The sequence below is a fragment of the Flavobacterium sp. J27 genome (genome assembly GCF_004303025.1).
In the GTDB taxonomy this organism is placed as follows: domain Bacteria; phylum Bacteroidota; class Bacteroidia; order Flavobacteriales; family Flavobacteriaceae; genus Flavobacterium.
The window spans coordinates 84,392-98,583 of sequence record NZ_PJQW01000011.1; the positions used below are offsets into that span (position 1 = coordinate 84,392).

13 protein-coding genes are annotated in these 14,192 nt (G+C 32.6%); 10 read left to right on the forward strand and 3 right to left on the reverse strand.

The features are described from left to right. Positions 1–8: 8 nt before the first annotated feature. The 3 genes from CX675_RS14900 to CX675_RS14910 are packed head-to-tail and all read left to right on the forward strand — an operon-like array spanning position 9 to position 5,034. Entirely contained in the window at positions 9–1,481 is a 1,473-nt protein-coding gene (locus CX675_RS14900) for a hypothetical protein (protein ID WP_130736045.1), read from the forward strand. Positions 1,482–1,493: 12 nt separating this feature from the next. Further along, positions 1,494–2,801, forward strand: coding sequence for an MFS transporter (locus tag CX675_RS14905; RefSeq protein WP_130736046.1), 1,308 nt, complete (start codon positions 1,494–1,496; stop codon positions 2,799–2,801). Between the two features lie 31 nt (positions 2,802–2,832). Continuing rightward, positions 2,833–5,034, forward strand: a complete 2,202-nt coding sequence (locus tag CX675_RS14910) for a glycoside hydrolase family 3 N-terminal domain-containing protein (RefSeq protein WP_130736047.1) — start codon at positions 2,833–2,835, stop codon at positions 5,032–5,034. A gap of 114 nt (positions 5,035–5,148) precedes the next feature. Here CX675_RS14910 and CX675_RS14915 read toward each other — a convergent pair whose 3' ends face one another. The 3 genes from CX675_RS14915 to CX675_RS14925 all read right to left on the reverse strand — a co-directional run bounded on the left by CX675_RS14915 (position 5,149) and on the right by CX675_RS14925 (position 8,440). Further along, entirely contained in the window at positions 5,149–5,541 is a 393-nt protein-coding gene (locus CX675_RS14915) for a DUF1398 domain-containing protein (protein WP_130736048.1), read from the reverse strand. Positions 5,542–5,552: 11 nt separating this feature from the next. Further along, a complete protein-coding gene (locus CX675_RS14920; protein ID WP_130736049.1) occupies positions 5,553–6,104 on the reverse strand; it encodes an Imm42 family immunity protein in 552 nt (183 codons plus the stop codon). Positions 6,105–6,322: 218 nt separating this feature from the next. Further along, the gene (locus CX675_RS14925) at positions 6,323–8,440 is read right to left on the reverse strand and encodes a sigma 54-interacting transcriptional regulator (RefSeq protein WP_130736050.1); all 2,118 of its coding nucleotides are present in this window, start codon (positions 8,438–8,440) and stop codon (positions 6,323–6,325) included. Positions 8,441–8,647: 207 nt separating this feature from the next. On the opposite strand from CX675_RS14925, the gene CX675_RS14930 reads away from it, so the two are divergent. From CX675_RS14930 to CX675_RS14960, 7 genes are all read left to right on the forward strand, one after another. Further along, entirely contained in the window at positions 8,648–9,826 is a 1,179-nt protein-coding gene (locus tag CX675_RS14930) for an amino acid ABC transporter substrate-binding protein (RefSeq protein WP_130736051.1), read from the forward strand. A 61-nt stretch (positions 9,827–9,887) separates the two neighbouring features. Further along, positions 9,888–10,538, forward strand: coding sequence for a hydrolase (locus CX675_RS14935; protein ID WP_130736052.1), 651 nt, complete (start codon positions 9,888–9,890; stop codon positions 10,536–10,538). A 28-nt stretch (positions 10,539–10,566) separates the two neighbouring features. Beyond that, the gene (locus CX675_RS14940; RefSeq protein WP_130736053.1) at positions 10,567–10,965 is read left to right on the forward strand and encodes a hypothetical protein; all 399 of its coding nucleotides are present in this window, start codon (positions 10,567–10,569) and stop codon (positions 10,963–10,965) included. Between the two features lie 14 nt (positions 10,966–10,979). Further along, positions 10,980–11,840, forward strand: coding sequence for a pirin family protein (locus tag CX675_RS14945; protein ID WP_130736054.1), 861 nt, complete (start codon positions 10,980–10,982; stop codon positions 11,838–11,840). Positions 11,841–11,851: 11 nt separating this feature from the next. After that, the gene (locus CX675_RS14950) at positions 11,852–12,235 is read left to right on the forward strand and encodes a nuclear transport factor 2 family protein (RefSeq protein WP_130736055.1); all 384 of its coding nucleotides are present in this window, start codon (positions 11,852–11,854) and stop codon (positions 12,233–12,235) included. Between the two features lie 2 nt (positions 12,236–12,237). Further along, positions 12,238–12,552 carry a hypothetical protein gene (locus CX675_RS14955; RefSeq protein WP_130736056.1) on the forward strand — a complete coding sequence of 105 codons (315 nt, stop codon included), beginning with the start codon at positions 12,238–12,240 and terminating at the stop codon, positions 12,550–12,552. A gap of 193 nt (positions 12,553–12,745) precedes the next feature. After that, positions 12,746–13,768, forward strand: a complete 1,023-nt coding sequence (locus tag CX675_RS14960; protein ID WP_130736057.1) for an LLM class flavin-dependent oxidoreductase — start codon at positions 12,746–12,748, stop codon at positions 13,766–13,768. Positions 13,769–14,192: the final 424 nt, after the last annotated feature.

Genomic DNA, 14,192 nt, shown 5'->3' on the forward strand with positions numbered 1-14,192 from the left:
CGAAAATCATGAAAAAGAAATTCATTTTTTCAATTAAAAAGGGCATTACTACTATTTTTTTATTCGGATTTTTTAGTAGTACTCTTTTAAACGCTCAAAATAATATTGATGAAAATTATTCTCCCGCTTTAAATGATACCGATTATCATCAAGTAATGGCTAGAAAAAATGCAGAAGATACCATTTGGAAAACATATATAGCAAAAACTATTGATAAACTTCCCGATTTCAATTATTCGAAAGATCCAAAAACGAACAAATATGGTTCATGGAAAACCTTTAAATCAAAACCAACAGGTTTTTTTAGAACTGAAAAAATAGATAATCGTTGGTGGATTATTGATCCAGAAGGAAATCCGTTTATTCATAAAGGTGTTGCTGTATTAAGTCCTGGTACATCTGAAAATCAACAAAAAGTATTTGCTTCAAAATACCAAAACAGAAAGAATTGGATTACAAAAGAAACTACTTTTTTTAAAGAAAATGGTTTTAACGGTGCTGGTGCTTGGTCAGATGTTGAATCAATTCGAGATATTAACAAACCTTTAGTTTATACTGTTATTGTAAGTCCAATGGGCGCTTACAAAGCACAACATTTAAAAAAATTCAATGGAGAATACGAAGAAGCAGGATGGCAAGGGTATCGATTTGATTTGGTTATGGTATTTGATTCAGAATTTGATGTATACTTAGAAAAAGAAATTTCAAAAATAGAAAAATATAAAAATGACAACTATCTTTTAGGTTATTTTACCGATAACGAATTGCCTTGGGTTGATGATGCTTTAGATAGACATTTAACCAAATTAGGAAAAGATGAAGCTGGGTATTTAGCTGCTAAACATTGGCTTAACCAAAGAAAAGGAAAAGAAGCTACAATAGCTGATGTAACAGATGAAGACAGACTAGAATTTACCGGTTTTTATTTTGAAACTTACATGAAAAAAGTTACTGAAGTAATTAAAAAATACGATAAAAATCATATGTATTTAGGTTGCCGATTCAATCAAGAATTAGACGAATTAGATAATCCTAAAATTTTTGAAGTAGCTGGAAAATACATGGACATTGTTTCTGTAAATCATTATAGAAAATGGGAACCTGTTCCATCTATTTTGGAAAATTGGATGAATTGGTCTACTAAACCATTTATAATTACTGAATGGTACACTAAAGGAGAAGATTCTGGATTGCCTAATAAAACGGGAGCTGGTTGGAATGTTCCAACTCAAAAAGACCGTGGTTATTTCTACCAAAACTTTGTTATTGAACTTTTAAAAAGCAAAGGTTGTGTAGGTTGGCATTGGTTCAAATATCAAGACAACGACCCAAGTAATTTAAAAACGGATTATTCAAATAGAGATTCTAACAAAGGAATTATTGATAGCGAGTTTAATTATTATAGGCCTTTGATGGAAAATATGAAAATGATGAATAGTCATGTGTATGAGCTTATTCAATATTTAGATTCTAAAAACTAAAAACATAAAAAATTGGAAAACCAAACTGTACAAACCAATACAAAATACAGATGGACCATTCTTTCCTTAGTATTTTTTGCGACCACAATAAATTATTTAGACCGACAAGTTATTAGCTTGTTAAAAGACGATTATTTAGAGCCTATTTTTGGATGGACCGAATCAGACTATGCTAATATTGTAGTTACTTTTCAAGTTGCCTATGCTTTTGGACTAATAGGTGCTGGTTTTTTAATTGATCGCATTGGAACCAAACTCGGTTATGCTGCCTCATTATTAATTTGGAGTTTAGCAGCCATTGGTCATGCTTTTGCCAAAAATACCTTTGGTTTTAGTTTAGCCAGAGGTTTTTTAGGTATTAGTGAAGCAGGAAATTTTCCATCAGCTATAAAAACAGTAGCAGAATGGTTTCCCAAAAAAGAACGTGCTTTGGCTACTGGAATTTTTAATTCAGGAAGTAATATTGGGGCAATTATAGCACCTTTAACAGTTCCGCTTATTGCAGTTACCTTAGGCTGGCAATGGGCTTTCATTATTACTGGAGCCATTGGTTTAATTTGGTTGTTTTTTTGGTTTACTTTTTATGAAATTCCCAGTAAACACAAAAAACTTTCTCAAGAAGAATACGACTTTATTCACAGTGATGATGATGCAGAAACGAATGCTAAAGAGCATGAAAAAGTAAAATGGTTTAGTCTACTACAATACAAACAAACATGGGCTTTTTCAATACTAAAATTCTTTTCTGATCCAGTTTGGTGGTTCTTATTATTTTGGTTGCCTTCTTTCTTAAATAAAGAATATGGTATGACTAAATTAGATTTGGTATTACCAATTGCTGTTGTTTACACGATGGCTATGTTCGGAAGTATTTTTGGAGGTTGGCTTTCAGGCTATTTCATTAAAACGGGAATGCCCATTTATAAAGCTCGTAAAAAATCTTTATTACTTTTTGCCTTACTCGCATTACCTATGTTAGGCGCACAAGAATTAGGTAAAATTAACTATTGGTTTGCTATTTTCATAATAGGTTTGGTGACGGCAGCGCATCAAGCTTGGTCTGCTAATATTTTTACAACAGTATCTGATATGTTTCCTAAAAAAGCCATTGGTTCCGTTGTTGGAATTGGTGGAATGATGGGGTCAATAGGTGCTGTAATTGTAGCCAAATCAGCTGGAATCATATTAGATCATTACAACACTATCGGGCAAATTGAAACGGGTTATTATTTTTTATTCTCTTTCTGTGCGTTGTCCTATATAATAGCATGGTTTTTATTCCATTTATTGGTTCCAAAAATGCCCAAAGTTGATATTTAAATTTTTAATTCTCTTTTTATAATTACAAAAAATGAAAAAAATATTTTTTTCCACCACATTAGTTTTTTTACATCTTTTGACTTTACAATCTCAAAATAAAAAACCGCTATATAAAGATAAAAACAAACCCATTGAAGAACGCATAGATAATCTGATTAGTTTGATGACATTAGATGAAAAAATTATGCAGCTGAATCAATGGACGTATGGAAAAAATGCCAATCCAAATAATATTGGCGAAAAAATGAAAGCTGTACGACCAGAAATAGGATCGTTATTATACAGAAGTACAAACCCTGAATTTAGAAATCAAATTCAGAAAAAAGCAATGACCGAGTCTCGATTAGGAATTCCTATCATCTTTGGTTTTGATGCAATTCATGGTTACAGAACCGTCTTTCCTATCCCATTAGCTCAAGCTTGTTCTTGGAATACCGATTTAGTTAAACAATCGTGTACTATTACGGCAAAAGAAAGTTGGTTGTCTGGATTAGATTGGACATTTTCTCCCATGCTAGACGTTGCTAGAGATGCGCGTTGGGGGCGTGTTTCTGAAGGTTATGGCGAAGATACTTTTGCCAATGCTTCTTTTGCAGTTGCTGCGGTACAAGGTTACCAAGGCAATAATTTGGCAGATAAGTATACGATTGCTGCTTGCTTAAAGCATTATATTGGTTACAGTTTGTCTGAAGGAGGTAGAGATTATCATTATAGTGATATTTCAAATCAAACTTTATGGGAAACTTTTATGCCTCCATTTGAAGCTGGAATACACGCTGGAGCAGCCACAGTTATGAGCGGTTTTAACGATATTTCTGGTGTGCCTGCTTCTGCGAATCATTATACTTTAACCGAAGTCTTAAAAAACAAATGGAAACACGATGGTTTTGTTATTTCAGATTGGGGTTCTGTGCGCAATTTAGTAGAACAAAGTGTAGCCAAAGATTTAAAAGAAGCTAGTATGAAAGCTTTTCTTGCTGGTGTTGAAATGGATATGGTGGATAACGCCTATATGGATTATTTACCGCAATTAGTAGCTGAAGGTAAAGTACCAATAGCAACCATTGACGAAGCAGTTCGACGTATTTTACGTGTTAAAATGAAGTTGGGATTGTTTGAGAATCCTTATGTAGATGTTGTGACTGAAAAAAAGCGTTATTTATTACCCAATTATTTAAAAGTAGCGGAAGAATTAGCCGCAGAGTCGATGGTGTTGTTAAAAAATGAATCAGCAACTTTGCCTATAACATCAAAATATAAAGATTTAGCAATCATTGGGCCAATGGTTAAAGATTCGGTTCATATTATGGGGTTTTGGGAAGGAATGGGACAACCAGAAGACGTAGAAACTATTTATGAAGGTTTAGAAAAAGAATTTAAAAATAAAGTAAAGTTGCATTATGCTTTAGGTTGTGACTTTGATGGAAATGATAAAAGTGGCTTCGAAGCTGCACTTGAAGCTGTAAAAAAGTCAGATGCAGTTTTAGTTTTCTTAGGGGAAAAAAGAAATTGGAGCGGAGAAAATGGTTCGCGTTCAACCATAGCGTTGCCAAAAATTCAAGAGGAATTAGTATCTGAACTTCGAAAAGCAGGAAAACCCATCATTCTAATGTTATCTAGTGGGCGTCCATTAGAATTAATTCGATTAAACGAAATGGCAGATGCGATTGTTGAAATTTGGCAACCCGGAACAAAGGCAGGTTCATCTGTTGCAGGAATTTTGTCAGGAAGGCATAATCCGTCTGGAAAACTTTCGATAACTTTTCCGCAAGCCACAGGTCAAATTCCTATTTATTATAATATGAGAGAATCGGCTAGACCAAAATTAGGACACTATCAAGATATTCCTCGAGATCCTTTATATTGGTTTGGTCATGGGTTAAGTTATACTACTTATGATTATAGTCCGATACAATTATCTGCAGATAAAATAACAAAAAACGAAAAATTAATTGCCGAAATTGAAGTTACAAATTCTGGTGAAGTACAGGGAAAGGAAACGGTTTTATGGTTTATTCAAGATCCCTTTGCAACTATTTCAAGACCTATGAAAGAACTAAAATATTTTGAAAAGAAAGAAATTAAAAAAGGAAAAAAAGTAATTTATCGTTTTGATATTGACCCAATTAGAGATTTAAGTTATGTAGATAGTTTTGGGAACAGGCATTTAGAGACGGGAGATTTTTATATTATTGTAAATAATCAGAAAATAAAATTTGAATTGGTAAATTAAGTTTCAATTAACAAGAATAAACGATTTTGTTTGTCCTTGTTAATTTGATAAAAATTAGAAAATTTAACAATAGGAAGTAATTATTTAATCTCTTTATTAGGTAGTTTGCTATTTTTATGGGGTTGGTACCATTTCTGTTACCATTTCATTTCCTGCAATATCATAGTAAGTGCAAGTCATTTTCTCTAAATCCACATTCCATTTTTCAATTCCAGTTTCTGCACAATGGTTGCAAAATGTAAAATAATCAGTTTCTCCTTTTTGATGAATTTTTAAATATTCTTCAAATTTGTTTTTGTCAGATAAGTCTGCTATTTTTAAGTTATCATATTTTGGTTTAGATTTAGTTTGAAATCCATTCTTTCCAAAATATTCGGTATGGCTATCAGAAACCCAAGTTTTAAAAGCTAACACTCCTATTGCCTTAATTTCTTGAATATACTTTGGAAAATCAAGCCCAGATTTCACTTTTTCGTGAGCTGATTCGATTTGTTCTACTGTAAACATTATTTGATTTTTTATTGTTTTTTCTTTTCTATTTCTACAATGCAATGGTCTAGTGTTTCGATAACAATTTTTTTTTCAATTGAAACGGAATTTAATTTTCCTATTTTATCTACTGGACATGGTACTCTCCAGCCTTCCCAAATAAATTTTATCAATCCTTTATTTTCTATCATTGTAATTAAATAAGCATCCGTAGTTTCATCAATTCCTATATTACAATTGCTCCAAATTTCATTTTCTAATACAGGTAAATAATTATATTTTGGATTGAAATCTTGTTCACATTGATTGGCTTTCCATATTAGTTCAAATATTTCTCTATCACTTCTGTTCTCAAATTCTTTGTGAAATAATTTTTTTGAACTGTTTACAATTTTTTCTTTAATTTCCTTTAGTGAGTTTTTCCAAGTGTTCAGATAACAGCTTTCATTTTGATCGCCAATGATTTCCCCATTAAGCACTAAATGACAAAACGCAAATTCTGAATCATTTTTAATGGGTAAAAATCGAATAGCAAATTTCTTTTTGTCTCCTAAATATTTTTCTACTTTTTGTTTTGTCATTTTGAGATTATATCGTGCAAAATTGCAAGCAAATTATGTATACCTAACAAGCTTTGGTTAATCTAATTTAAATGGATATATTTAGAATTCGTTTTGCTTTATTATTTTCTCAAATGTACTTCTTTCCTTTTTTGTTTGCAAGGTGTTTTATTTTAAAAGTAAGTAAAGATAATGATGTTGCAACACTATAACTGATTTTTAGCTTGAGTTATTATCTCTTATAATTTCAATCCAATTTGTTTCTCAATTTTAAGACGTTTCATTTTAGCAAACAATGTTTTATCTTTCATTTGTAGAATTTTTGCAGCCCCATTAGGACCACTCACACGCCAATTTGTGAAATCTAAAACTTCAATAATGTAATCTCTTTGTTTTGCGTCGAAAGATTTAAAATCACTTGTTGAAGGGAGCATTTCACTTTCTGGAATCCAGTTTCCAGGCTTCAAAGTAGGGCCGTTTTCCAGAATAACTGCTCTCTCTATCAAGTTTTCCAATTCCCTAATATTACCAGGAAAATTATAATTCAAAAGCGCATCAATGGTTTTACTTGATAAACGTTTAAATGATTTTCCGGCTTTTGCTGAATATTTTTCTAAAAAAAATTGGGCAAGTATTGGTATATCATCTTTTCTAACTCGTAAAGGAATATTGTAAATTGGAAATACATTTAATCGATAATATAAGTCTTCTCTAAATAGACCTTCATTAATCATTTCTTTTAAGTTTCTATTTGTTGCGGCAATAATTCTAACGTCAACTTTGATTGTTTTGGTTCCTCCTAATTCATCATATTCACCCTCTTGTAAAACTCTTAAAAGTTTAGGTTGAAGTTCGACAGGTAGTTCTCCTATTTCATCAAGGAAAATAGTTCCGCCATCTGCAAGAGTGAATTTGCCTACCTTATGTGCAATTGCTCCAGTAAAAGCGCCTTTTTTATGTCCAAATAGTTCACTTTCAATAAGTTCTTTGGGTAAAGTGGCACAATTAATTTTAATTAGTGGTCTGTTTTTTCTTTTACTATTACTATGAATGGCACTGGCTAATAATTCTTTCCCTGTACCAGATTCCCCTGTAATCAATACTGTAGTATCGGTTGAAGCCACTTGATCGACCTTTATCAATACACTTTTATAAGCTTCGCTATTGCAAATAATATTGTTTAAATTGATTTTATTGCTAATTTCTTCTTGTAGATATTCATTTTCATTTTCCAAACGATCCTTTAAGTTCTTGATTTCTTCTAATGCTTCATATAATTCCAAATCACGCATTTTTTTTGTTGTAATATCTCTTACTACAGCACAACTATAATCCTCATCGTTATATCTTAAATGACTAGCGGTTATATCAACAGGAAATTTAGTACCGTCTTTTCTAGAAACTAACCATTCAAATCGATGTAGTCCCTTTTCTCTAAGTTCTGCAAAATGAGATTGATAAAATTCTTGAGTAACAGATTTGTCTAAATCAAACATTCCCATTTGATCTAACTCCTTTTTACTAAAACCTAGTTTTTGAATTAATGATTTACTATAATGAAGTAAATCACCTTTGTCATTATATACATAAATTAAATCTTGGGCATTATCAATAATGTTTTTATAAAGATTTACATCATTTTCTTTCTGTTTTATTTCAGTAAGATCTTGATATACACCTTGAATTTTATAAATTTTATCCCCTTTAAAAATCGGTTTACCAACTACTCTTATATATTTTGAAGGAGAATCATTGCTTTCTAGTAGCTCATTAAATGAAATGCCTTTCCGTATAACTTGACCAAGAAGAAATTTTAATCTATCACTATTTTTAAACTTATAGATAACCTTAGGAGGAGTCAAATCTTCAACGTCTTCAGTGTTTAGAATAGCTAAAGCACAAGGGGTTGCTAATATAGAGCCATCTTGTAAGTTCAGTTCCCATCCTCCTACATTAGCAATGGAATGTGTGTTATCAATCAAATTTTTATGAAAAATAGACTCTGTCAATTCATTGACTATACCACATAAATAATTTTTTCCATTATATGAGAATTTTTGAGCATATACTTCTACGTCGTAGAATTTTCCCTTTTTTGTTTTGTGAACTGCTCTAAACTTAATATTTCCTTTTTCCATTACTTCTTGCCAATGTTTTTTCCAACTTTCAGGTGTTACAGTAATATTAATATCTAAGACTGACAATTTGCTGCATTCTTTTTTAGAGTAGCCTACTGTACTACTAAACTTATCATTTACATATATAAAATTAGCATCCTTATTTATCCAGACAACTTCATAAGGCAACATGTCCATTAGTTTGCCTTTTATCTGTAATTCAGTAATATTTTTATCCATTTTAATAAATTTAAAGTGTTATAAAGATAATGTAAAATTCTATTATAATAGAATTTTATAAAATATAAGAACAATAAAAAAATCGCAATAAGTGTTAAGGTGTTGTTTTTCAGTATTTTAAAAAAATGGCATTAAAATGGACTATTTGTTACTGTTTGTTAATGAAAATTTAAATCTTAACCTGAACAAAAATTAATAAAATAAAAAATGATGAATACACCTCCAATTAGAATTGGATATAGCTTATCTCTTACAGGACCCGTAGCAGATAATACAAGATCTGCTAGATTAACTCATAAAATTTGGGAAGATCAAGTAAATAAGAAAGGTGGACTACTTGGTCGTAAAGTTGAGTTGATTTGTAAGGATGACCAAGGAGATCCTTTAAAAACTGAGGCTATATACAGAAGTTTACTGGATGACGAGCGTGTTGATTTGGTTATTGGTGGTTATGGAACAAATACCATTGGAGCTGCTTTGCCTGTGGTAATTGAACGGGAAAAATTCTTGATTGGTCTCATGGGGTTAGGAGTTAATGGTAATCTGCGTTACCCACATTATTTTGCAATGATTCCAACAGGCCCAAACCCAAATACGGCTCTTACTGAAGGTTTTTTTGAACTTGCTGTCTCGCAAAGTCCTAAACCAAAAACCGTTGCCTTGCTTTCAGCCGAAGCCGAGTTTTCTAAAAATCCAATTATTGGTGCAATTGAAAACTGCAAGAAATATGACCTCCGTGTAATCCATCAGCAAACATACCCTTTATCCACCACAGATTTTTCTACTGTTATTAGTGGAATTCAAGAGGTAAATGCCGATATATTATTCTTGTGTTCTTATTTGAATGATTCTATAGGTCTTGTAAAAACCATCAAAAAAAGTACATATCGCCCCAAAATGGTTGGTGGAGCCATGATTGGTCCGCAGAGTGCTTTGGTAAAGACTCAACTTGGACCTCTTTTAAATGGTTTTGTCAATTATGAATACTGGGTTCCAGTACCAAAAATGAATTTTAATGGCATTTCCGAAATGCTTGAAAAATATCAACATGAAGCTATTAAAGAGAATATCGATGCCCTTGGCTTCTACGTGGCTCCTCTAGCCTATGCACAAATGCAGGTTCTTGAACAAGCTATTAATAACACTGGCAGTTTAGAAGATGAAAAACTTTCTAATTATTGTAGAAATAATCATTTTGAAACTGTTATGGGAAACATACATTTCGGAACAAATGGTGAATGGAATCAACCTAGAGTTGTGCAGGTACAGTTCCAAAATATAAAAAATAACAACATCGAGACTTTCATGGATAGTTCGTGTCAAGTTGTTGTATCACCCGATGCGTATGTATCTGGTAAGTTTATATATCCATTTTCCGAAATATGACTTAAAAGGCGTATTTATTAAACATTTTAGAAACAAAAAATATTAATTTAAATTTTTAATCATGAACAAAACACCAAAAATTGGACTTGAAGGACTGCTACGTCCTGAAAATAGTATTGTTGTACTTATTGACCACCAACCTTATCAAATGACTAATTTGAATAGTCATGAACCAACAATGATTATCAATAATACGGTAGGTCTTGCAAAAGCCGCTAAAGCTTTTAACGTACCTACTATCCTGACCACGGTAATTGAGGAACGCGGTGGATATATTTTTAAAAGTATCCAAGATGTATTTCCAGACCAAAAACCAATCAATAGAACCTTTATCAATACATGGGAGGATCCAAATGTTACGGACATCGTAAAGGAAAGTGGTCGTAAGCAATTAATTATAGCAGGTCTGTGGACAGAAGTTTGCGTTGCCATGCCCGCAATTCAGGCAGTTAGCGAAGACTATGATGTATTTGTTGTTACCGATGCCTGTGGTAGTGTAAGCAAGGAAGCACATGACATGGCTATTCGTCGTATGGTTCAAGCGGGTATAGTACCAATCAATTGGATGGCTGTAGCTGCGGAATGGCAGAGAGATTGGGCTCGTATGGAAACAGCTACTAAATTATCCGAAGTTATTCTGGAACATGGTGGTGGAAGTGGTATTGCCTTGGCTTGGGAATTACAACTTTTAGCAACTCCTGTTTCCGAATAACAATAAGCAATCTAAATAACCGGTCTTAATGAGGTTAAGAACGGTTATTTTAATCACTAAAATAATTATGAAAAACACAGCATTGGCTTCAATTATGGAAAAAAATTTGAAGCAGGTATGGAGCGAGCGGGATAGTACAGCCAGAATAAAAGTTATTGAAAGTCTTTATCTGGAGAATAGCGGATTGTTTCATGTCAACCATCAAATAAAAGGACACGAAGCTATTAATAATAGCATTAGTGGAATATTAAAGCAAATGCCGGAAGATTTTGTCTTTAGTATTTTGAGTCCGGCAATTATCAATAATGATATTGGGAGATTAATTTGGGGAGTTGGTCCAGCAGGGAAACCTCCAACAGAAAAAGGAATGGACATTATTGTTTTTGAGGAAAGCAAAATAAAAGCACTATATGTATTTCTGGATTAAATGAACATTTAAAAATGAAAAAGAAAACCAGCTTTTCAACTAAAGGGCAAAGAGCCGATATTGGAGATTTGACAATCTATCGCGTCTTGCCAAATCGATATACTGATGCCATCGGTCCATTTGTTTTTTTGGATCATATCGTACCAAAATTTCATCCAGAGGTAATGAACAGTGGAACTGGTGCCCATCCACATAGGGGAATAGCTACCTTAAGTTACATCTTGGAAGGTGAAAACGAGCATTTTGACAGTATAGGTAATTATGCCAAAGTACATTCAGGTGGGATTCAATGGATGAAAGCTGGGAATGGAATTATACATGATGAAACTTTAAATGTGGACTCGCAGGCCAGAACCCAACAGACACATGCTTTTCAATTTTGGATAAACCTTCCTTCTAAAAACAAAGCCGAGAGACCGAATTATATGTCAGTCCAAAGTAGCGAAGTGCCAAAAATGGACTTGCCTAACCATGCAGGAAGAATAAAGGTAATCTTGGGTAACTATGAAAATCTGCATGCTGCAATCCCTAATTATTCAGAGCAGTTTTTATTTCATATTGAGCTTGAAACCGAAAAAGAGTTTACCATTTTTATAGATGAAGACATAGAGGTTGCTGCATTTATGCCTACAAAGAGTGCATTACTCAATGATATTGAGTATCAAGCTGGAGAATTTATCGAATTTGATAGAATTGCTGGAGAGATTATGATAAAAAATAAGCTTCAAGAGACAATAAACATCATTTTGTTTGGAGGGGAAAGATATACAGAGCCCATTGTCGCAGAAGGTCCTTTTGTAATGAATAGTCATGCAGAAATAGTGGAAGCTTACCGTGATTTTTATAATGGTAGATATGGAAAAATTAATTATTAAATAATAAAAAAATGAAAAATAAAGAAATTGTTTTAAAAGCAATGAATGACTTATTTCACGAAAAAGATAGTTCAGCCATAGAACGCTATTGGCAAAAAGATTATATACAGCATAACCCAACAATGGCTAATGGTCATGAAGGTCTTAAAAAGTTGTTGACTCTTTTAGATGTAAACTTTAAATGGGAACCTGGAATCATAGTAGAGGAAAATGATATTGTAATTACCCATAGTCTTGTAAATGGCTGGGGAACCGTACCTGTTATTGTCGTTGATATTTTTAGAATTAAAGAAGGGAAAATCGTCGAACATTGGGATGTTGTGCAAGAAGAAACACCCCCTTCTAAAGCAGTAGGAGGTAATTTAATGACGTCTTTTAATCAGAAAAAAATATAAAAATGAAAAATATGCTAACGGGTAATAAATATATAATGGATGTAGGGGTTTTAAAAACGGAACTCTTCTTTGAAACAGATACTTCTATGATTTTTACGGTAATTGAAGGTGGCTCGCTTCAAAAAACAGGATACAAAGAAAGAGTTGAAATCCTATCTGTTGAAATTCGTCCAAAAGTATACATGATTGCTTGGAAAGAATCATCAGGAGCTACTGTAACACACGTGGAAGATCACGAAAACGGAATTATTTTTAGTAATGCAACATTGCCAGATGGTAATTTTTACAATATGAAGGGAACTATTAGTCTTCTATGAAAAAATTAAAAGGATAAAAAAATATTGGATAGATGTCTTTAGGATGACGAGAAGTAGAAAATGATTTTTTTACTAAGTTAAAAAAAAAGTAAGGTAGGCAATGCCTAATTTTTTACAATAATTTAGATAATTTAAAAAAATCACTATTAATTAATAAAGTAGTAATTGGTCAATATAAATCAAATTAAGAAAAATGAAAATTGGAATAGACAGTTTTGCGACAGCAATGTATGGAAATAACGTTATTACAAGTGTTGATGCTATGGAGCAATTGTTAAATCGTATTGTAAAGGCTGACGAGTCAGGTCTTCATTTTTTTGGTATAGGTGAACACCATAAGGAAGGATTTTTAGATTCTGCCCCAGATGTAATACTTGCGGCAGCCGCAGCAAGGACTAAACAAATTCGTTTAGGAAGCGCTGTTAAAGTATTAAGTGCTGATGATCCTGTGCGGGTTTATCAAAATTTTGCAACCCTTGATCTCATATCTAAGGGAAGGGCAGAACTGATTGTTGGAAGAGGATCATCAATTGAAGCCTTTCCTCTTTTCGGGTTTGATTTAAAGGACTATGATGAACTATTTGTTGAAAAACTCAATCTATTTCTCCAAATTCGAGAACAAGAATTTGTTACATGGGAAGGTAAGTTTAGACCAGCATTGCACAATCAGCCGGTTTATCCACGATCTCTTCAAAAAAAAATACCAGTTTGGCTTGGGGTTGGTGGCACCCCAGAATCTTTTATACGTGCAGGAAGGTTAGGACTTCCACTCATGATAGCGGTAATTGGCGGTCAAACAGAACGCTTTCGCCCTCTAGTAGACTTATATCGAGAAGCTGGTGCAAAAGCTGGTTTTTCGCCTAATGAATTAAAAGTTGGACTGCATTCTCCTGGTTATGTTGCAGATACAGATGTACAAGCTGTTTCTGAATATTATCCAGGTTATGCAGAACAATGGACAAAAATAGGTAAAGATAGAGGATGGCCACCAGTAACTCGTGAGTATTTTGATACTTTATCATCTCCAAAAGGAGCTATAGTGGTGGGTGGACCTGAAAGAGTTGCTGAAAAAATAATAAAACATAGCCAGGCACTTGGTGGGATTGATCTTTTTAACTTTCAAATGGATATTGCTGGATTATCTCACAAACAATTATTGAGAGCTATTGAATTAATAGGTACAAAGGTTATTCCTCTAATAAAACAATCATTATAACTGAACATTAAAAATGGAGGAATACAAAGCGAATTATTCTATTCTAGGTATTTGTCAGTGAATTTTTGTACAGAGATTATTGCTTTCGACCAAATGCAATATAAAGGAGACCATTTTATTAAAAAATATTCCTAATTATTAGGAAGTTGTTATGAAAAAATAAAGTATTTGTAAGCCAATAAGGAAACCAATGTAGATTTTAGGTAACTTTTATCTCAATATGTTATAGTCTAATGTGGATTAGAGTTCGTAAATATAGGAAACATGAAGGATATCTAACGAATAGTAGTTATATCCATTGAGGAAAATACATTTGAACCTTACTTTTTTTTAGATTATAATTCAGTGAACTGTTTACTAATGTTGTTATAGATGTGATATGAATTTAGAAATAATATAAAAAGTAAGTTTAAACTATAGTAAA

Coding starts and splice junctions, on each gene's coding strand:
- CX675_RS14920 (WP_130736049.1), bottom strand. CDS start 6,104: ATGACAAAACAAAAAGTAGAAAAATATTTAGGAGACAAAAAGAAATTT.
- CX675_RS14940 (WP_130736053.1), top strand. CDS start 10,567: ATGAGGTTAAGAACGGTTATTTTAATCACTAAAATAATTATGAAAAAC.
- CX675_RS14915 (WP_130736048.1), bottom strand. CDS start 5,541: ATGTTTACAGTAGAACAAATCGAATCAGCTCACGAAAAAGTGAAATCT.
- CX675_RS14935 (WP_130736052.1), top strand. CDS start 9,888: ATGAACAAAACACCAAAAATTGGACTTGAAGGACTGCTACGTCCTGAA.
- CX675_RS14925 (WP_130736050.1), bottom strand. CDS start 8,440: ATGGATAAAAATATTACTGAATTACAGATAAAAGGCAAACTAATGGAC.
- CX675_RS14955 (WP_130736056.1), top strand. CDS start 12,238: ATGAAAAATATGCTAACGGGTAATAAATATATAATGGATGTAGGGGTT.
- CX675_RS14960 (WP_130736057.1), top strand. CDS start 12,746: ATGAAAATTGGAATAGACAGTTTTGCGACAGCAATGTATGGAAATAAC.
- CX675_RS14950 (WP_130736055.1), top strand. CDS start 11,852: ATGAAAAATAAAGAAATTGTTTTAAAAGCAATGAATGACTTATTTCAC.
- CX675_RS14945 (WP_130736054.1), top strand. CDS start 10,980: ATGAAAAAGAAAACCAGCTTTTCAACTAAAGGGCAAAGAGCCGATATT.
- CX675_RS14900 (WP_130736045.1), top strand. CDS start 9: ATGAAAAAGAAATTCATTTTTTCAATTAAAAAGGGCATTACTACTATT.
- CX675_RS14930 (WP_130736051.1), top strand. CDS start 8,648: ATGATGAATACACCTCCAATTAGAATTGGATATAGCTTATCTCTTACA.
- CX675_RS14910 (WP_130736047.1), top strand. CDS start 2,833: ATGAAAAAAATATTTTTTTCCACCACATTAGTTTTTTTACATCTTTTG.